Origin of the sequence: Halocynthiibacter namhaensis (assembly GCF_000812685.1) — a bacterium.
Classification (GTDB): Bacteria; Pseudomonadota; Alphaproteobacteria; order Rhodobacterales; family Rhodobacteraceae; genus Halocynthiibacter; species Halocynthiibacter namhaensis.
The window spans coordinates 62,629-82,842 of sequence record NZ_JWIF01000073.1; the positions used below are offsets into that span (position 1 = coordinate 62,629).

A 20,214-nucleotide genomic window follows, 5' to 3' on the forward strand; every position below is an offset into this window, starting at 1 on the left:
TTACTCAGCCGCCATCCGCAGCATTGCATATTCGATTTCAGTTTCGTCGCTTGGCGACACGTCGTCAAGTGCATCTGAGGCCGCTGTTTCGTCATTTGGCTGAATACTGGACAGAAGATATTCAATCAGCTGTTCGATCAGCAGCTCATGCGCTGGTGCGCTGGCCTCCCAGAAGGCGCCAAAATCAGCCAGAAGCGCGGCCCTAATCGCGGCTTTGATCACCGAAATATCAGCCCCCGTAGCCGTCAATTCTGCAACGGAACGAATGAAGGTATCGCTTTCCAGATAATCCAAAACCCGACTCACAAAATGTGGATCCGTCAGGCTGCCATAGCTTTGCACCGCATATCCATCAGACAAGAACTGCTGGGCAATGATCGATCCGGCCACGGAAAACTGTGCGCTTTCCTGTGCGAACAGATCAAGCGGGCTCCCTATCGAATCTTTCTGCTGGGCTGCTGAGACAACGTCAATTGCACCAGGTCCCGCAAAGTTTGAAGTATATAAGAAGCGTTGCCCACTGACGCCCACAAACCCCTGCACACCCCATTCGGCACGGAAGAGACCCGCATACCCGTCAGAATAGATCAAATCATCAGCCGTGTTCCCATGGAACAGGTCTGGGCCAAGCCCCCCAACAAGAATATCCGGGCCATCATCCCCAAAGATCACATCATAACCGCCGGTGAGATATGCAAAATTGGTGTCAATTTTGAGTTCTTCTAGGATAGATCCATCAGAGAAGGCCACCCAACCACGCGACATGATCACCGTATCGCCGATCAAGAAATCCTGCCCATCATTGCCATGTAACAGGTCATTTCCAAAGCCACCCATGATGAAATCGTTTCCGGCGTCACCGCTCAGCGTATCGTCATAAGCGATATCACTGCGCAAGCCTGTCAAATGTATGACACGATCCTGTGCCGACTGGCCTGGCAGAACATTTTGATATTGTTCCAGCAATATCGTCGCAATGTCGCCCACGATCATGTCATCAGAGACACCGCCTGTAATCGTATCAGCACCTGCTTGGCCGATGAGAATATTGTCACCCACGGTGCCTGCGGCCGTAATCACATCTTCGCCGCCACGCACCAAATTAGTCAACAGAACAGTTTCAACGTCGGTGCGATTCCGGAAGGTGATGATGCCATCATCGCCAAGCGCAACATCTTCGCCCTCACCAACCGAAACATAATCATCGCCCTGATTTGCAATCACAATGTCATTGCCGCCACCAGCGGTGATGTGGTCATTGCCGCCTGCACTTAGAATTTCGGCTGTAACAACTCCAAGACCACCCATATGGGATGATCCCCACAACCCGTCGTCACCAAGAATAACATCAGCGCCATCCCCAGCTTTGACGACATCACTGCCACCCCCAGCGAGGATAACATCACTGCCACCAAGCGTGGTTATATCGTCATTGCCACCTGCCCCGGCGTGAAGCGTTTCTGCCTGGCGCCCAATGACATTCACAAGCCCAGGGTCAAGGACGGCCTGCCCCATGTCGCCAATAACAACATTGTCACCCGCACCGGCATGAACAACATCACCACCAAATCCACCGATGACAACATCTGAACCGGAAAGCGTGGTAATTGTGTCAATACCATTGGCCACTGAGCTGCCCGTCGTAACAGTCCCATTGCTGCTATTGCTGGCGAAAATCACGCCACTGTCGCCTAAAACGCGATTGTTGCCCTCACCAAGATTTGCCGTGTCAGAACGCGCACCAAGGGCCACAAAATCATGCCCCGCACCGGTCGTGACAGTATCGTCACCGCCCACGGCATCATCGCTGGTCTCAAGACGGGTTGTTGTCGCCGTCATCGTGATCGCACCATTGTCACCAAGCACGCGATTGTCGCCATCGCCGAGATCGGCAATATCGTCACCAGACCCCAGCGCGACGGAATCATGACCGCCAAGGGTCGTGATCGTGTCGTTGCCACCAGCGCTTGCGGTGGTTGTGGTCAATGTGGTCGTTCCGCCAGCAACGCTAATCACGCCGCTGTCGCCCAGCGCGAGGTTATCACCCGCCCCAAGATTCGCCGTATCCGCGCCTGCACCAAGGGCCACAAAATCATGCCCCGCACCGGTCGTGACAGTATCGTCACCGCCCACAGCATCATCGCTGGTCTCAAGACGGGTTGTTGTCGCCGTCATCGTGATCGCACCATTGTCACCAAGCACGCGATTGTCGCCTTCTCCAAGATTGGCAATATCGTCACCAAAGCCCAAGACAACCGCGTCATTACCGCCAAGGGTCGTTACGGTATCGTTGCCACCAACCGAAGGATCCAAACTGCTGATCACAGTCTGTGATGATGTTTGAGACAGAGAACCACTGTCCCCAACAATACCATTATTGCCGGCACCGGTGGTGATTGTATCCCCTGCTCCGCCGGCGATCACGATATTGTCGCCCGCCCCGAGTTCAACGATATCAACGCCGTCGTCTCCATGGGTGCGAGAGGTCGCCGTGATCACAGGCGTTGCGCCGCGCGTATCATGGGTAATCGTGCCGCTGTCGCCCAAAACGACATTATTTCCATCGCCAAGCGTGATGCCATCTGCGCCTTCACCTCCGGCTAGGATATTCACGCCATTTCCGGCTTCAAACGTATCATCATTGTCAGATGCAAGGCTTTCAGCAGTTGTCATCCCGATCAGGCGACCCGTGTACTCACTATTGGGATCAATCGTAATACGTCCGTCGTCCCCCAAAATATAGTTCACACCATCCGCCAGATCGACCACATCGGCACCGCCGCCCAGCACTGCGATGACTTCGCCACCGGTTGCTGTAATGCGGTCATTTCCATCGTCCGCATGCGCGGTGCTTTCCACGGATTCCGCAATCGCAGAGATCAGTTCAAGCGAACGCGCTTCAGCATCAAGTTGGTCTTGCGTTGCACCAGAAGGCGCAGGGGCAAAGCTGCGCAATGCGTTCAATGCAACCGGATTCAGCCCGATTACGCCCGCATCACCGATGGCCACCAAGCCTCCGACAGTTGCAGTGATCGTATCATTGCCACGACCACCGATCACCAGATCCTTCAGATCAGGCTGCGCCGGAACAAGCTGAGGCGGTGTTTCATCTGTTTTATATGCATTAGGCGTATCAACACCCAATGTAATAACGTCATCGCCATCCGTATCCAGCCCAACAGAGCTGATGGTGCCAGCCGTAATGTCCAAGGTGCCATTGTCCCCGATGATCAAATCACCACCAAGGCCCGTATCAATTATATCGGCCCCTTCGCCGCCAATCACCAGATCATTTCCACGCCCACTTGTGATGATATCAGCACCACCTGCAGTCGATGCTATGGAAATAACTTGGGTCGCGGCCTCAAGGATGCGCGCCCCTTTGATCTCGCCGAAATCACCCAAGAAGATGTTATCGCCGTATAGATCCACCAGGGTTTCACTCATGTTCGGCAAAGCTGCACCCGCGATGAGAATATCATTTCCCATCCCGCCAGACAGATCGTCGGTGCCGGACAAAGTGCTTGTCGTCTGCGTGGTAATCGCCCCTTCGGCGATCAAATTGGATGACAATCTGACCTCGGCGAAATCACCGATCAAGATGTCATTGCCAGAGGCACCGGTCATCGTATCTGAACCGCCCCCGCCCAGCAGCACATCCGCGCCTTTGCCGCCATCAATAGTGTCATCACCATCCGCAAGATGTGCGGTTTCAATCAGCAATCCACGCGTCAGCGGACCGTTGATATCAAAGTTTGCGATATCGATAGAGCTGCCGCCAATAAAGCTCATGTCAAAGCGGCCCCCGGTTACGAAATCATCGTCAAAGCCGCCAAACAAACTGTCTTCGCCAAGACCGCCTTCAATGATGTCCGACCCAAGTTGTCCGTAGATTGTGTCACTGCCTGACCCGCCAATGATCACATCGGCCCCGTCTTGCAATGCAAGGCTGTTCAAGTTCACATCAGTTGCCGTAAGCCCCTCTGCACCCGCAGCTTTACCCCAGCCCCAGACCTCGGTCAGAGCGCCATCAACCTGAATAAGATCACGCCCCGCGCCACCTTCAACAAATACATCGCTACCACCTGCTTTGATCGTATCCGCGCCGCCACCTGACAGTACCACGACCGTCCCTGTGCCATTCAGATCCGTGCTGATTTGGTCGGCACCATTACCGGTCATAATGAAATGGTTACCATTGCCAACGGTTACAGTTTCAACATCTTTCGCCGCCTTCAGCTGAGTGCCCGCAGTGAATTCATCTTGCAGCGTTGCTAAATTCACTTTTTCACCGCCAAAGGTGTAATGTGCGGCGGCTGTTTCATTCACAGTACCATCCAAGTTGATACCAAGCAGATTGAGAATTTCAGTTTCCGTCACATCGCCCGTAGCAAATTTGGCAAGAAACACGTCACGCATTCCAAAGTCTTGATCGCCAAAATAGATGACATTGCCACCTTGGATATCCACGGTATCCGCGTCACCTTCGCCAAAGATAATATATGTCCCAGTGGCGCTCGCACCGGCCGTAATTTCGTCGATACCATCCCCGGCAAAGACAACATGCAGTCCAGTGTTCGCAAGCTTGATAACATCACGCCCGCCACCTGTGTATGTGATCGTTGGCACACTGCGTGCAGTTCCATCCGAAGCAGTCCGCGTCGTCATCGCAGTCATGTCGATGACGTTGTTTCCTTCACCAGCCGGAATGACCAATGCCCCGGCATGTTCATCAATTGTGCCGCTGATTGAACGGCCACCCGATGTCAAGCTCACGTTGTAAGGCGAATTCGGACCTGAAATGGTGACCACATCATTTCCGTCGCCCTCAATCAACGACATGCTCGCACCAGCGCGCGCACCGATATTCAAAATCGCGGTCTCTCCGCTGCCGATACTTCCACTCATCCGGGCGGGAATGGGTTTACCACCGAAGTTGATGGTATCGCCGAAATCAAACACGGTTGTTGACCATTTCAAATCCGGCAATGGCCAAGGCAGGCTGATCCCGGCCCAAACGCTTAGATAGAAACCATAATCAAGTTTCCCCTTAAAGACCGTTTCCAGCGCCCCCAAAGGATTACCGCCAGCGATCTCATCTGCAGCAGCTTCGACCAACGCAATCAACTCAGGAATGCGCAATTTCCCGTCGTTATTTGGGTCACTAAAGCTAAGTTGCGCCCCAGCATGTCCGCGTGCGGTCAGCCCCGCGATGCCCGCATTCAAATTAACGGATGCACCGATGAACACATCCACAAGCGATCCAGGTTCAGCATTGATAAATACACCATCCAACAGGCGTTCTGGGTCAAGCGAGTTCGCAAAATTGACGATGCCACTTAAGTCATAACCAGCTTCAAATTGTGCAATCAACCGCGCTTCAATCGTGGCTGAGAAGACGGAGCTGATAATATCGCGCACCCAACCCGGCGCACCAATCGAGCTAAGAACAAAATCACCAATATCGATCACGCCTGTGTTCAAATTGAACAGCGTAAATTTCGCGCGCACCAAGTCAACTTGATCGAAATTCCCTGTCAGGATCGACATGGCCGAGAACGGGTCCGTCAGCAGTGGCAATTCAAGAGAGAACCCACTTTTCGTATCCCCAAAGACACCAAATGGTTTTCCTGGACCCTGCTGCGAAGCAGTCGTCGTGCCGGTACGCTTCATGTCACGATTATCGACGTCGGAAAGGGTCGTTTCACCGGATGACATATCGCCAAGGCTGCTGGTGAAATCAAACGTGCCGAACAGGACCATGCCATCATTGTCATGCAGCGTTGTAACGAAGTTTAAAATATCGCCCACAACCGTCGCAACCGTGTCGGCCAGTTTAATAATCGGGAACACATTGCCCAGAATATCCACAATAAAGCTGATCGGCTCACTGTTCAGGAAGGCAAAGACATCCGCCAACGGATCGATGAACGCCATGATCGGATCAAGAATAGGCTTGATCAACGCATCATAAAGAACAGAGGCATCCAAACGCACATTGTTGAAGAGCAACTTCTCTAGCTGCAAACCATTGGTCGTGTCGTAGACGCCATTAAAGACCAGTTCAGCATTCACACTTGGAATGACCTGAGCCCCGGCAACCTTCACCGGCTCACCCGAGGAGGGGTCAAGAATATTGGCCTCGATGCCAATCGCGACATCAATTTCAGCTGAAAACTCAAAGGCGATCAGGTTGGCCGTATCAAGCTGTGCAACATACACAACTTTTTCCCAAGTAAGTTCCGCGCCACCGCCATCGACAGGGTCCACCCCCGAGAAGTCCCGGTAAGCCTGCGTCGCAGTGACCGCAGCTTCGCCGGCAGCCAGAGTTGTCGGGTCGACGATGGTCAGGCCAGAGTCCCCAAACAGGTCTGCTTCAAGTGATGCGGTAAGTTCCGCAGTACCACCGGCGCTTTCGTCAATGTTGCCATCGCCATCTAAGGTCACAGCCTTCGCGCTGACGCCCAGAATGTTAAAGACGCTCATCGAACCTTCAAACGTGCCCGCATCAACGGTGAAGTCAATTCCGATCTCTGCGTCATCGGTGTCATTCAACAGGAAGAAGCCGTTTTTATCAAAACCAAAACCGATGTTCACGGCATAGTCCAGCTGCATCTTGATCTGCGACCCTTGCTCAACTTCCATGTTGAACCCCGGAATGCCAAAGTCAAAATCAATGTCCATCATCTCGTTGAAGATGATCGCATTGAAGTTCAGAACCCCGTAAATATAGCTGTCTTCTGTGCTGCCGTCTGTGTTCAAATGGGCCTGGAGATATTCCACGCCACTGGTGCTCAGCAGGTCATTCAACGCATCATTTACAAAGCCTGTCAGCAGATCGACAGTTGTGGGCAGGCTGCCGTCTTCAAGGGGTTGATTGGCGTAATCAAGCGCGGCTTGCAGAACGTTGTAACGGAAATCTTGGAAAAAGCTGACGCCAGCCCCAATCGCATCCCCGACGACGGGCAGGGTGATCCCACCCAGGAAATCATCAAACTGGGTCTGCATTTGATCCATCAACAGATCAAGCCCGCCCAAGACAAGGCGCGGGTTATTAAGCAGGGACAGAACATTCAGGTTTGACAGGAAGTCCGACAGATCGGGCAAGCCAAACTCAAAGTTCGACATATCAATGCCGTCACCCAGATGCAGAGACACCAGATCGCCGTCAAAGCTTGCGCCAAGGTCTCCGAGATCAATAGATTTCAGCGTCACCCCATCTTTCAGTGACAATAAATCCGCTTTCCAGCTTAATTTATTCACCGCCGGGTCAAACAAGCCCAGACTGTCAGACAGCGGCAATTCGATGTCCACGCCAATTTTGGCGTCAAACCCAAAGAGATCCGCAAACCCAAGGTCTGCGTCACCTGGAATGTCGAACAGATGCGACAGATCATATTGATCTTCGTTGTCGTCACCATCGATGTCATTGATCAGGAATTTCAGGAACGCTGGGTCACCCGTGCCGTCACCGGCATTGATCAGCGCTTTACCATTCTGCACCTGCACTTCCACCGGGCCAAGGCCCAGCTTAATGTTCAAACCATCATTCACACCAGCAACAAAGCTTGCTGTAATCCCCGTTTTTTCCGTATCCAAATAAACACGTGGCGCGCCAGCGGTGACCGCTTCAAACAGCACCTCAGACACCATATCGCCATCAGATGCACTGCTGCCGTCTTCAAAGCCAAGCGCGCGTGCAACATTGCCGCCGCCCAGATCCGTCACGCGGAATTCGATGTTTTGGGACTGATCTTCACCGCTCACAGCAAAGGTCACGGGATCATATCCTGCCGCACTTGCAAAGTCGGTGCCCTGCAGACGGATTTCGCCTGCGTCTTCAATCACATCCATCAGATTGCTTAGGGCAATTGTGATGCCCGGGGCTGCCGAGTCTGAAATCGCACCACGGCTGACGGAACTTTCCTGAAGGGCTGTGTTGAAAGCGATCACAAACCCGTCGCTATCACGTCCAGCCGCAGCCGGAATAGTAACTTTAACGGGGCTGCCATTGATGGAAATGGTGAAAATATGTTCTTCAGCAAAGTCAGAAAAACCGGCTTTAAGCGCGATCACCTGTTTGCCGTCATCTTCTTCAGAATCCGCCTCATCCAAGCCAAACAGCGCATTTACACCAGTCGTGACGATAATCTCACTTGCCGTGTCGGATAGGGTGATCTGCCCCGTGGCAACATCATAGGTAAAACTGACATCAGCACGTTCAAGTGCGATCTCAGCACGTTGAAGCGCCGCCTTCGCATCTGGATCAGACTCTGCGGCGATTTCAGCTTTTGTCTCCGCCAACCTATCTGCGATCGCCTCCTTGACCGCCTCATCAATCGCTACAACGGCTTCATCCAGCGAGAGTTCGCCATCACCATTCGTATCAAGATCAGCATTTCCATCAAGTTCGACCTCAACCTGAACTGTCGTACCCGTCTCTGCATCTGTCCAGCTCACCCGCAGATCATTGCCGCCACCCGGGCGGAAATTCAGGGATGAAACAGTGGACAGCGCCCCAAGGCCAGTTGTACCCGGCGCAATAACAGTTGGCTCAATCAGGGTCGGCGACAGATCAATCCCGAAGGAGAAATCTAGCGATAGTTCTGGATCAAAGATCAGTTCACCGTCGCCACTGACATCAACCAGACCGCTGACAACATCCGCGAGGTCTTCACCCAGGAGACCCGCCAGCTGATCGCCCAGAAGCTCAACCAGATCCAGTTGGAACGGCACGGTTTTCTGGTAATCTTCTAGGAACTTGAAGGACAGATCAAACAAGATCGTTTTCTCATCCGCGTCCCACGTTAGTGTAACCGTGTCCTCGCCGAACACACCTTCAAGGTGGTTTTCAATTACATCGAGGCCGGACTGCGGGTCATTGCGTAATTCCTGCAACGCATTCAGGAAGTCTGAGGCAAAGTTGATCTGGTCCAGAACCGAAAAGTTCAGCAGAGGAATATCAGCCGCTAAGAATGGCAGTTTGTCGGACAGGGTTTCACCGACCACCACCAACACATTCCCGATGGCTGCCAGCGTATCGAGAATGTCACCGTTTTCCAAATTCGCGAGGCCTTCAATTGCCTCAAGCGCCGCTGGATCGTTACTCAGAAGGGCCACGTCCCATGTGTTGGTAAGATCAAACAGATCAATCACCGACAGGCTGACCCCATCAATCAGGTTCTCGTTAATGCCACTGATGCCTGCCACGGTGACTTTCACGTCCCCCATGCGGACCAAAAGCTGCGCCAGTTCGTCATCACCAGCATATTCAAAGGCATCTTCAGTGACGACGTCACCACTAACCATGACCGTGTCACCGCTGCCAGCAAGGCCTTCGCCATCGCCATTCACGACGATGCCGCCCAACAGTTCAAACCGACCCAACAGGGTCGAAATCCCCGGCGCTGCTATGACAACCGGTTCACCGCCTGACATTTCAACTTTATCGGCAACTGCATCGCGCAGATTGCGGAATGTTAGTTTTTCGTTGAACTCTCCATCCACATTACGACCCAGAATATTCGCTTCAAACTGGGCATTCGCATGCAGGAAGTTCTGTGCTGCATCATCCGCACCAATCGCGACAGAAATCAATCCAATGTCGGCAGACCCCGTGATTTCCGTTGCTGACGCGCTGGCAGACGCCTCTAGCGACAGATCCGAGAAAAACACATTGTCTAGAACCGCATCTTTCAGATCATCGGTAAAGCTATTCTTTCCTTCCAACGCATTGGCAGGGGCATCGGGCGCAGTGGAATCACCAATGATAGTCTTGCCAAAACCGACCAGATCAATCCCAACGGCGGAACTAAAGACCGCATTCAGTTGCGCCGAAAGTTGCGCGGACAGATCCAAATCTCCGAGAACACCAAGGCCCAGATCACTGGCTGAGAACCCAATGCCATCGTCTGTCGAAATCGCAAGCGATGCTTCGATGTCAGGGAAGCTGAAGATCAATTCACCGTCGTCCGTCAACTCAAGCGCGGCACCAGGGAAACTGCTGTCCAGTTCGGAATTGACCCAATTCATCAAACTCGCGATATCAAGGGCCCGCAACAGATCGTCTGGATCAGCGGACAGTGAAAAACTGCGCCCTTCGCCCAGATCAAGCGAGAAGCCAAGCCCATCACCACCCGTATTTGTCCCGGCCGTGACGCCAATACCTTTGCCATCCAGGGAAACATTCAGATCATCGATCAATTCCGCAAGCGATGTCCATCCTGTACCGGAACCACTGTATTTCACATCAAGTGGCTGATCCTCACCATCCACATGCAACGTGAAACGGAGGTTTTTCACGCCATCAAGCGCATCCAGCGCCAGAGCGCCCAGATTGAATGCCGACGCCTCAATTGCAAAAGTTGCGACGAATTCTGTACTACCCTCACCGAAGACTTCAGTAACTTCCGTCAGATTGCTCGTATCAAAACCCAGATCAAACAGCGAAAACGTGTCATCTTCCGAATTTCCTGAAATCTTGCGGGCACTTTTTACGGTAAAAGTATTGAACGTCGCTGGGTTCCCCCCAGAACCAGGGGTTTTAGTTCCGGTTACCGATAGGCCCCCGCTCTGCCCAAGTGCAACCGCAATTCCATGACCTGATAGGGCGACGCTCAACAAATCGGCAAGGGCCGTCATTCGCGCTGAAAGCGAAAGGGATGCATTTTGTACTTCAGTACCTGTGAGGTTGATGTCCACATCAACAGGTGTCCCACCAGGGGAGGTCACAGACAGCGACAACCGATTGTAGTCTAGAAGTTTGGTGAACTGGCCAAGGCTCATTCGTTCGCCACTTTGTGTGTCGATTTCACTTGTCAACGTCGTGTCAATCAACTCGGGGCCACTGCTCGTTTCGGTGTCTAGCCCCAACGCGCCTTTATCGATGCTGAAGGTGCTGGCAAGGTCTGTGAAAAAGCTGGATAGCTCTGTCATCAGATTGCCAAACCGCACATCTGTCAGTGGAATTGCAATGTCAAAGGCGCTGTCACTTAATGCGCCAGTCACGGTTTCGCCGATATCTTTCAGGAACTGGACGATCTGCTCTGTGCCCATCGTTGCCAGCGTCACAAGCGAATCTTCAAGAATTTTTTCCTGATCCGCAGCCAAGCCTGTGTTCACAAGATCAAGCGTGAAATCAAAACTTGCTTTATCAATGAAGGCCCGCAAACGCCCCGCCGCATCAGTACTGTCCAGAACCGACGTCAAAGTAATGCCCGCCGTAAATTCCTGTGTTATGGCGCTGAAATCAAGTTCACCTTCCAGATCAAGATCAATCAAGTCATAAACTTGATCAGCCACGATATCACTGTAACCCGTGGCGCCGATCTCTTGGATACGTGCGGTGACATCAAGGGTTGCGGAACTGCCCGCCCAAGTGACAGAAGGCGTGCCGGACACATCAATGCTGCCGCCGAGGTTCATGCCACCACCACCGGTGTCACCCGCAGTAACAAACAAACCAAACTTCGCGGTCTCAAGGGATGTTACCTCAAGTGCCAATAGGCCAAGGTTAAAACCAGCACCAGCAACTCCACCAATTGTTCCACCAACTTCCAAAAGCGGTGCAAAAGCGAATTCGTGAATATCAACAGCCAAACCTGTTAGGATATCACCTGAAAATGTGGTGTGCGTCTCAATTTCGAATTCAACCAGACTGCCCCCGGCACCCTGTGACAACGCGTCAAACGGCAAACTGATCCCAGGGATCGCAGCCTGTAAGACTGCCTGAAAATCTGCAAACGCTTGCGGCAAATTCACTGCAACATCGACCGCAAAATCCCCATCTTGCGTAAAGGAAACCAAGGTTTCCCCACCGACAGCGATGTCATTCAATGTAACCGAGAAATTTTCTGTGCCCACCCCCATGGCAGTTGCAACCGCGTCGTGGAAGATGGATTTCACCTGTGCCTCGGTTGCATTTCCAAGATCCATGCCGGAAATTAGCGTATCCAGCGTGCTGTCCACCGCCCCACTAGAAAAGTTATCGACAGTATAAACACCTGTAACATCCGCGACGCTCAAAGTGCTTACGAAAGGTGGATCCGGGGGCATCGGCACGTCATTGTTCAGGACTTCCAATTGACTGCGCACATCCGCCGCCAAATCTGCGTAAAAATCATCCGCGATTAGATCCGTGATCGTGTCAGTCACACCATTGCGCAAAGCATCAATCGCATCGCGGATACGTTGAACCGTTTCCGCGGCGACGCTTAGATCGACGATATCACCGCTGAGAACACCTGACGAATCCGCTTGGCTGGACACACCTTCTACCGTATCGACAATCGCACTGATCTTATCAAAAGCAGCCCCAGCCGCTTCGTCGAACGTATCTAAGAAGTCCGTGATGTCGGCAATCTGCTCGTCAAATAATTGCGCGACACTCGATAAAACAGAGGTCAGCGCCGTAGATGCATTGATATCAAATTCCAGATTGGCATCCAGCATGACACGCGGTTCAAGAGGGACCGCGCGCAAATCAATCGGCAACATTGGCGTTTGGTTTCGATCAGACAGAACATTCACAGGCTTGGCAACCGCATCGGCACCTTGCTTTAAGACTGGCGTATTCTTTCCCATAACGTCCTCCATTGCCACAAAAGCGGCAGATAAATCCTTACCACTGACGAAAGCGCCAGCACTGTGCCCCAAAACACGGACAGCTCAAAAAATCACAACGCAGCTTTCTGCTGCTTGCCCAACCTGGGCTTAAAACTTAGCGCTCAGCGAAATCGAAAAACGCTGTGTTCTATCGCTTGCGCGGGTCCTCAAAGGTTCCGCATACGCAGCCTCAAGACGTCCGAACCGGGTTTGCCAATGCACAGCAACCCCAGCACTTGTACGCATGTACATGTCATCATCCACGCCCGTAATGCCAGGAAGGTCCCATACGGAACCGGCATCAAAGAACACCCCCGCAGATAGGCCATCACGCGCCAAAGGTGTTCTGACCTCAACGGAACCGCTAAGATAGCGGGTGCCGCCCAAGGCCTCATCGGTGCCAGGCGCAACGGGCCCTGCGCCCCCCCAAGCAAATCCGCGCGGCGCGCCATCCCCAGAAAATGCCCGATCCAATATATTCACATAGCCATTGCTGCCCTGCCCCCGGATCACCCCCGTGCCCAAGGAAAAATTCACAACAGATTCACCAACGAAACCATGCGTGCTGTCTAGCTTTGCGGAAAATCTATGCCAGCCACGGTTTCCAGTGCCCGACACAGTAGCCGCGATACCAAAGCTAAGCTGGGTTCCCTTGTCCAACAGGCCTGAGCCACTGCGGTTGCTCCAGCTGAGATCAATGCCCGCGCCCAACACATCACTGCGCCCTGCGTCTGCCGCAATCAACGGTGACACGCCGCTGGAAAGATTATCCAACTCATCCCGATGAAAAAACAGCTCGGTTTCGAACGAAAGCTGCGGCGATAGATCAGCACCATAAAGCACCGAGAACCCTTGTGTTTTCTCAGCGTAGGATTGGAAATCCCAATCTGCAGATTTGCCGTAAATCGCAAAAGTTAATTCAGGTGACAGCCCAGGCCAGCGGTCGCCAAGTTCGAAACGTTTTGCCAAACGCAACCCAGCGCCATGGCCTTCAGTGCCCGCGCGATAATTCAACCGTGCACTGATGCCGCTTTTGAAAATGTCCTGCCCTTCAAGGGTAACAAAACTCGTGGCACCATATTTACTGGAATAGCTTAGCCCTGTGGACAATTGGCCACCCGGCCCATTTTGCGCCCAAGCACTGCCCGTAAACAGCATGATTGCAGCCGTGAAAATTGCACATATTTTCTGAGATTTACCCATCGGCGTCTCCCCCTGGCGCATCGGCCACTGCCATTGTTGCCATCGTGCATTTACTGCCAGGCAATACGTCCGGTGCATTCAATCGAAAGAACACGCTGATTGTATTGGATGCCAAATCTGCAAGCTGCGCTGCATAATCAAAATCGACGCGACGCGCATCGAACGCATCGCCATTCACGACGATCGAATATTCGCCCTGTTCTACAAAGCCGCCAAAGCGCGCCGACGGAACAAAGGCCTCAACGCGCAACGGCTGATTGACGTAAATCGTGGCCACATGTTCGCGACCCGCGGCTTCGCCTGTGTTGATAAGATCTTCGCCCAGAACGCCAGACACCGGGCTGTTGATCACCAGCGAATCAAGCATAGCACCCACACGTTCTGTCTCTAGGCGGGCCAACGCCAAGGCCTCGCGTTCCCGCGAAATATCGCCCTCGGCAATTGCCAATTCCAGAACCGCCGCCTCGTGTTCCGCGACAGAAATCGCATTGCGCGCACGGGCCTGGCCCAAACGCCGGGCTTTTTGTGCCAACCCATCCCGCCGGGTGGTGGCCGCATCCATTACCGCTGTTGCGCTTGCGCGTGCCTCGGCCAAGGCAAATTCACGGCGCAACATCGTGTCATCCAAGGTCAACAGTGGCGCGCCAACTTCGACCTTCATTCCAGGGCGTACGAAAACCTCTGATACGATACCAGGCAACGGCACAGAGACTTCCACCGCTTGAAGCGGCTTGATGGTGCAATTCACTGAGAACCCACCAGACGCGGGCGACACATCATTGCGCAGCGCTGCAAATGTTGCAGGATCCGTGACACCTGCATCAGATACCGTCTGTGCCAAAATGGCGCTTGGGCAAAACGTCCAAACGCCAATCAGCATATATTTCATCAAAGCATGCACGTTAGAAGCCCTGTTTCGATAGATCAGCGCCCATCAGATATTGCAGGCGCGCCCAAGTCCGCAAATATTCGGTCTGGTAAAACGCGTTGCGTTCACGCGCAACGGACAGTCGGATCTCACGCGCGGCAACGGCCAGATCTGCGGATTGACCTGTCGCCAAACGATCCCGTTCGGATCCCAAGGCCCTGGCGGATTGACGGGCTGCATTGCTGGATTGCCCCATAGCGCGCGACAATTCAGTCAAGCGTGCGTGTGTTGCACGGATCTGGGTCTCGACTTGGCGGCGGCGCGCGTAATAATCCAAAGCCCCAGCACGTACACCGACAGTCGCCGGCAGGGTTTCATACCCACGACCACGGCCATTAAAGATCGGAATCGTCAGGCGCACCCCAACAGTTGTGTCTTCCGTAAGCGATCCACCACCAAAGCGGCTGTTCGCGCGATCTTCACGCTCAAGCATGGCATAGGCCGCCAAAACCGGGGCAAAATCAGCCGCCAAAGCGCGACGACGATCAAGTTCTGCACCGACCACGCCAAGCGCGGCAGCCATCACCACTGGATTTTGCTCCAACCCGGTCGCGACAGCTTGATCTGCTGAAATGCGGCGTTCTGATTGGCCAATTCCTTGCGGGAACCTGAGAGGCGCAATTTCAGACACGCTCGCGCCAGTCAATAAGGCAAGATCCCCTAGCGCTTCGATGTAACGCGCGGATTCCAAGGCCTCTTCTGATGCGATGCTGCTGCGTTCCGAACGCAAGGATGATACCTCGATAACATCGCCAATTCCGCTGTCATTCAGTGCATCCTGACTGTTGATTTGACGTGCCAAAAATCCCATGCGTTGGCGCAATGCCCCGGAACGCGCCTTGGCTTGGTTTGCGACCAAGTAAGCATCAAACACTTCATAAACGACATCGCGCACAGTGCGAATATATTCCACCTCAGAGATGCTGCGCGCGTTCGTCGCGTGCTGAATGCCAAAGATCCGGCTGAGATCAAGAATAGGTTGGTCAATCCGTGCCTGTATTGTCGTCACGGGGTATTTCGCTTCGCCCAATTCAAATACGGCGTTATCTGTCTCAATTACACGCTGGGTGATTTGGTCACGCGAAAAAGTCACATTAATTTGTGGTAAATAGCCAAATATCGCATTCAGTCGCTCTGCGTCTGCGCGATTAATTTGCTGTGCGGCTGTACCTATGCGGGTATTTCGCTCAAGCGCGGATGAAAGCAGCGCGGACAATTGGCCGCTTCCGGTGGTTTCGCTGATCGACGCATATTGATCTGACAGAGCCCCAGTTGCATTGTCGCGCCCCAGCGTCGAAGCCAAACGCGTTTGGGCGCGTTCTGCGGCCGCGGCATCCAAACCCGTTGCCAGCAAGCCGTCCAAGCGTTCGCCCGATGCCTTTGTCGTGGCATTCTCGCAGCCAGAGACCCCAAGGATTAGTACAAAAATGCCCGCAAAGGGCACCAGAGACTTTGGCGCGTCGAATTTCATAATCTTCCCCAGAAGCTAATACTAATAAGCCAATAACCGCCTATCTACAAAAAGTGACAATTTTACGGCAATTAATCTATAGCACAATTATAGGAAGAGCTGCGTGTTTTTTTGCAAAAAAAATCCAGCAACCCAAAAATCTTTCAATTTCACTCATCGAAATACACGAAATCCGATCTCAACCTAATCATACGCGCGACTACACGCAAAAATCTTATCAAGGCCCGATTGAAACGTGAGCGACACGTCCTTTTTGCGAATTATTCTCAAAAAGACTTGACTGTTGCGAACCATTCGCATTTACACAGACCACATTGCAGCCGTAGGGGACTCAAATGCTATCTCGTTTCTTTAAGACAACCGCACTCACAACGGCAGCGGCTCTCTGTGTTACGACTGCTTATGCTGAGGACCGGATGAAAGTTGTCACGACGTTTACCGTGCTTGCTGACATGGCCGCGAATGTCGCTGGGGATGCGGCAGATGTGGTATCCATCACCAAGCCAGGCGCTGAAATTCACGGCTATGAGCCAACACCACAAGATATCGTGCGTGCCTACGATGCGGATCTCATTTTGTGGAATGGCATGAACTTAGAGCTCTGGTTCGAACAGTTTCTAACAAATATGAAAGATGTTCCATCAGCAACGCTAACCGACCACATTGACCCCATCTCGATTTCCTCTGGCAGCTACCAAGGCAAACCTAATCCGCATGCGTGGATGGGATTGGACAACGCCCAAATCTATGTCGACAACATTCTTGCTGCCTTTATCGCACATGATCCTGCCAACGCTGAAATCTACACCACCAACGCCGAAACCTACAAAGAACAGCTTCGCGCCACCATCGAACCCCTGCGCGCGGCCATTGCGGAAATCCCCGAGGATCGCCGCTGGCTGGTCACCTGTGAAGGCGCGTTCAGCTACCTCGCCCGCGACTTTAGCATGAAGGAACTTTACCTTTGGCCCATGAACGCAGACCAGGTCGGCACCCCACAACAGGTCCGCGCAGTCATTGATGGCGTGCGGGAAAATGACATCCCCGTTGTATTCTGCGAAAGCACTGTAAACACCGCCCCTGCTGAACAGGTTGCGCGTGAAACCGGTGTGGCATACGGCGGCGTTTTATACGTCGACAGCTTAAGCGAGCCAGATGGCGAAGTGCCCACATATTTGGATTTGTTGCGCGTGACTGCGCGCACAGTGGCTGATGGCCTCACCTCTGCGACGAACTAAACACCTATTACTCGATGCGCCCACACCGCCAAGACATCCGCCAAAGGAAACACAATGCGTGACAACGAAATTTCAACCGATCATTTGGATATCGCCACCCCAGATACCAAGGACAGCATCGGCATTTCGGCTCAGGATGTGACGGTCACCTATCGTAACGGTCATACGGCCCTTTGGAATGCCAGCTTTGAGGTTCCGCGCGGCACGGTGACAGCCCTTGTTGGCGTGAACGGCGCTGGAAAATCGACCCTATTTAAGGCGATTATGGGTTTTGTACCCGCCGCCAAAGGGGCCATCAAAATCCTTGGATTGGATGTGAAACAAGCCTTGGCCAAAAATCTGGTGGCTTATGTTCCACAATCCGAGGAAGTCGATTGGGCCTTCCCTGTGCTGGTGGAAGACGTCGTCATGATGGGCCGCTATGGTCACATGGGGTTCTTGCGTCGCCCTAAGAAAGCGGATCATGAAGCAGTGAACGAAGCTCTGCGCCGCGTCAATATGCAGGACTTTAAAACACGCCAGATTGGCGAACTGTCCGGTGGTCAGCGCAAACGTGTCTTTCTGGCCCGATCCTTGGCTCAAGACGGACAAGTCATTTTGTTGGACGAACCCTTCACAGGCGTGGACGTGAAGACCGAAGAACAGATCATCGCCTTGCTGCGCGAATTGCGTGACGAAGGGCGGGTCATGTTGGTATCGACCCACAACCTGGGTTCAGTCCCCGAATTTTGCGATCGCACCGTGTTGGTCAAAGGCACCGTGCTGGCCCACGGCCCCACGGAAACCACATTCACCCGCGAAAATCTTGAAGACGCATTTGGCGGCGTGTTGCGGCACTTCACCCTTGGCGGCGATGCTTTGCACGATGACGAAGACGCGCGGTCCATCACGATCTTGACTGATGATGAGCGCCCGCTTGTGCAATACGGCGACAAAACCCAGCACACGAACCGAGGCGACTGATGGAATATCTTCTCGAACCCTTTGGTTATAAATATATGATGAACGCCATGTGGGTCTCGGCCCTTGTTGGCGGCGTTTGCGCATTTCTCTCGGCTTATCTGATGTTGAAAGGGTGGTCCCTGATCGGTGACGCACTGTCACACGCCGTCGTACCGGGCGTCGCGGGTGCTTATATTTTGGGGCTGCCCTTCGCCTTGGGCGCGTTCATCGCAGGGGGACTAGCGGCGGGTGCAATGCTATTTTTGTCAGAACGTTCTGGCTTGAAAATTGATGTTATCATCGGTCTGATTTTCACGTCTTTCTTCGGGCTGGGCCTGTTCATCGTGTCCGTTAGCCCAATGTCTGTGTCCATCCAAACCATCACCATGGGCAATATCCTTGCGATCACCCCAGAAGACACGTTGCAGCTTGCCATCATCGGGTTTGTTTCGCTGGCCGTTTTGCTGGCGAAATGGAAAGACTTGATGGTCACCTTCTTTGATGAAAATCACGCGCGCACCATCGGCCTGCGCCCGGGCCTGTTGAAAGCAACATTCTTTATCCTGCTGTCTGCATGTGTGGTCGCGGCCATGCAAACCGTTGGCGCGTTTTTGGTCATCGCATTGGTCGTCACCCCCGGTGCGACGGCCTATCTGCTTTGCGACAGATTTCCGCGTCTGATCATTGTGTCTGTTGCAATCGGGTCGATCACCAGCTTTCTCGGGGCGTATGTGAGCTATTTCCTAGATGGCGCAACCGGCGGTATTATTGTGACCCTGCAAACAGTGATCTTCATTGTGGCATTTGTGTTTGCCCCAACGCATGGGTTGCTGGCGACGAAACGCAAAGCCAAACGAGCTTTGAAACACGGCCCAAGCGGCATGGCACAAGGAATGAAGCAATGACACTCGACAATCTGATGCTCCCTTTCCAGTTTCCATTCATGCAGAATGCATTTCTGATCTCGATGATCGTCTCGGTACCGACTGCTCTGCTGTCCTGTTTTCTCGTGATGAAAGGTTGGGCCTTGATGGGCGACGCCGTCAGTCACGCCGTTCTTCCGGGTATTGTGCTGGCCTATATCGTTGGCATCCCCTTGATCATTGGCGCTTTTGCGGCTGGCATGATCTGCGCACTGACCACCGGCTATCTGTCCAGCAACAGCCGTGTCAAACAGGATACCGTGATGGGCGTGGTCTTTTCGGGCATGTTTGGCTTGGGTATCGTGCTTTATGTATCGGTCGAAACCAACGCACATCTTGACCACATTCTTTTCGGCAACATGTTGGGCGTCGAACCGCACGAGCTGTGGACCGCTGGCGTTATCTCAGTCGGGGTTGGCCTGATGTTGGCGTTGAAATGGAAGGATTGGCTGCTGCACAGTTTCGATCCCGCACAAGCACGCGCGTCAGGTCTATGGGTGAATTGGCTGCATTACGGGTTATTGGCGGCGCTGTCGCTCACCATCGTTGCGACGCTGTCTGCGGCAGGCTTAATCCTTGCCATTGGCCTGCTGATTGCACCCGGCGCAATCGCATTTTTGGTGGTGCGCAAGTTTTCAACAATGCTGTGGGTGTCGGTTATCGTCTGCATGTCCTCAATGCTGCTTGGCACCTACGCCAGCTTTTTCCTAGACAGCGCGCCCGCCCCGACCATTATATTGATCATGACAGCATTGTTCATAGTGGCCTTCATTCGCCGACAAATCATCACACGTCGCACATCCATGCAGCGCATGAAGCAAGGGTGATTTGACGCCAAAATTGTAAGGCGCGGCGGCGACGCAACGACTTACAAAACCTGAATCAAACGATATTCCCCTCCACGAC

Annotated in this window: 8 protein-coding genes; 4 read left to right on the top strand and 4 right to left on the bottom strand. The window is 53.2% G+C overall.

Features of this window, described 5'->3' with window-relative positions:
* The 4 genes from RJ38_RS16315 to RJ38_RS16330 form a co-directional block, all read right to left on the bottom strand.
* Nucleotides 1-12,582, bottom strand: coding sequence for a calcium-binding protein (locus tag RJ38_RS16315; protein ID WP_039019935.1), 12,582 nt, complete (start codon nucleotides 12,580-12,582; stop codon nucleotides 1-3).
* Between the two features lie 129 nt (nucleotides 12,583-12,711).
* Complete coding sequence (locus RJ38_RS16320; RefSeq protein WP_039019936.1) at nucleotides 12,712-13,806, bottom strand: BamA/TamA family outer membrane protein; 1,095 nt, start codon at nucleotides 13,804-13,806, stop codon at nucleotides 12,712-12,714.
* A complete protein-coding gene (locus RJ38_RS18310; protein ID WP_156121913.1) occupies nucleotides 13,799-14,695 on the bottom strand; it encodes an efflux RND transporter periplasmic adaptor subunit in 897 nt (298 codons plus the stop codon). The genes RJ38_RS16320 and RJ38_RS18310 overlap by 8 nt, the downstream gene beginning before the upstream one ends.
* A gap of 13 nt (nucleotides 14,696-14,708) precedes the next feature.
* A complete protein-coding gene (locus tag RJ38_RS16330; RefSeq protein ID WP_039019937.1) occupies nucleotides 14,709-16,205 on the bottom strand; it encodes a TolC family protein in 1,497 nt (498 codons plus the stop codon).
* A 335-nt stretch (nucleotides 16,206-16,540) separates the two neighbouring features.
* Between RJ38_RS16330 and RJ38_RS16335 the strand changes: the two genes are divergently transcribed.
* The 4 genes from RJ38_RS16335 to RJ38_RS16350 are packed head-to-tail and all read left to right on the top strand — an operon-like array spanning nucleotide 16,541 to nucleotide 20,135.
* On the top strand, nucleotides 16,541-17,443 hold the full coding sequence (locus RJ38_RS16335) for a metal ABC transporter substrate-binding protein (protein WP_039019938.1): 903 nt from the start codon (nucleotides 16,541-16,543) through the stop codon (nucleotides 17,441-17,443).
* Between the two features lie 54 nt (nucleotides 17,444-17,497).
* Nucleotides 17,498-18,406: a manganese/iron ABC transporter ATP-binding protein gene (locus RJ38_RS16340; protein ID WP_238321743.1), complete on the top strand. Its 909-nt coding sequence runs from the start codon at nucleotides 17,498-17,500 to the stop codon at nucleotides 18,404-18,406.
* Nucleotides 18,406-19,290 (top strand): metal ABC transporter permease, encoded by an 885-nt coding sequence (locus RJ38_RS16345; protein ID WP_039019939.1) that lies wholly within the window; start codon nucleotides 18,406-18,408, stop codon nucleotides 19,288-19,290. Before RJ38_RS16340 ends, RJ38_RS16345 begins: the two co-directional genes overlap by 1 nt.
* Nucleotides 19,287-20,135, top strand: coding sequence for a metal ABC transporter permease (locus RJ38_RS16350; protein WP_039019940.1), 849 nt, complete (start codon nucleotides 19,287-19,289; stop codon nucleotides 20,133-20,135). Before RJ38_RS16345 ends, RJ38_RS16350 begins: the two co-directional genes overlap by 4 nt.
* The last annotated feature ends 79 nt before the right edge of the window (nucleotides 20,136-20,214 follow it).

Bases quoted from the DNA above. Each gene is read 5' to 3' on its own strand.
- RJ38_RS16345 (WP_039019939.1), top strand. From the start codon at position 18,406: ATGGAATATCTTCTCGAACCCTTTGGTTATAAATATATGATGAACGCC.
- RJ38_RS16315 (WP_039019935.1), bottom strand. From the start codon at position 12,582: ATGGGAAAGAATACGCCAGTCTTAAAGCAAGGTGCCGATGCGGTTGCC.
- RJ38_RS16340 (WP_238321743.1), top strand. From the start codon at position 17,498: ATGCGTGACAACGAAATTTCAACCGATCATTTGGATATCGCCACCCCA.
- RJ38_RS16320 (WP_039019936.1), bottom strand. From the start codon at position 13,806: ATGGGTAAATCTCAGAAAATATGTGCAATTTTCACGGCTGCAATCATG.
- RJ38_RS16330 (WP_039019937.1), bottom strand. From the start codon at position 16,205: ATGAAATTCGACGCGCCAAAGTCTCTGGTGCCCTTTGCGGGCATTTTT.
- RJ38_RS16335 (WP_039019938.1), top strand. From the start codon at position 16,541: ATGCTATCTCGTTTCTTTAAGACAACCGCACTCACAACGGCAGCGGCT.
- RJ38_RS16350 (WP_039019940.1), top strand. From the start codon at position 19,287: ATGACACTCGACAATCTGATGCTCCCTTTCCAGTTTCCATTCATGCAG.
- RJ38_RS18310 (WP_156121913.1), bottom strand. From the start codon at position 14,695: ATGAAATATATGCTGATTGGCGTTTGGACGTTTTGCCCAAGCGCCATT.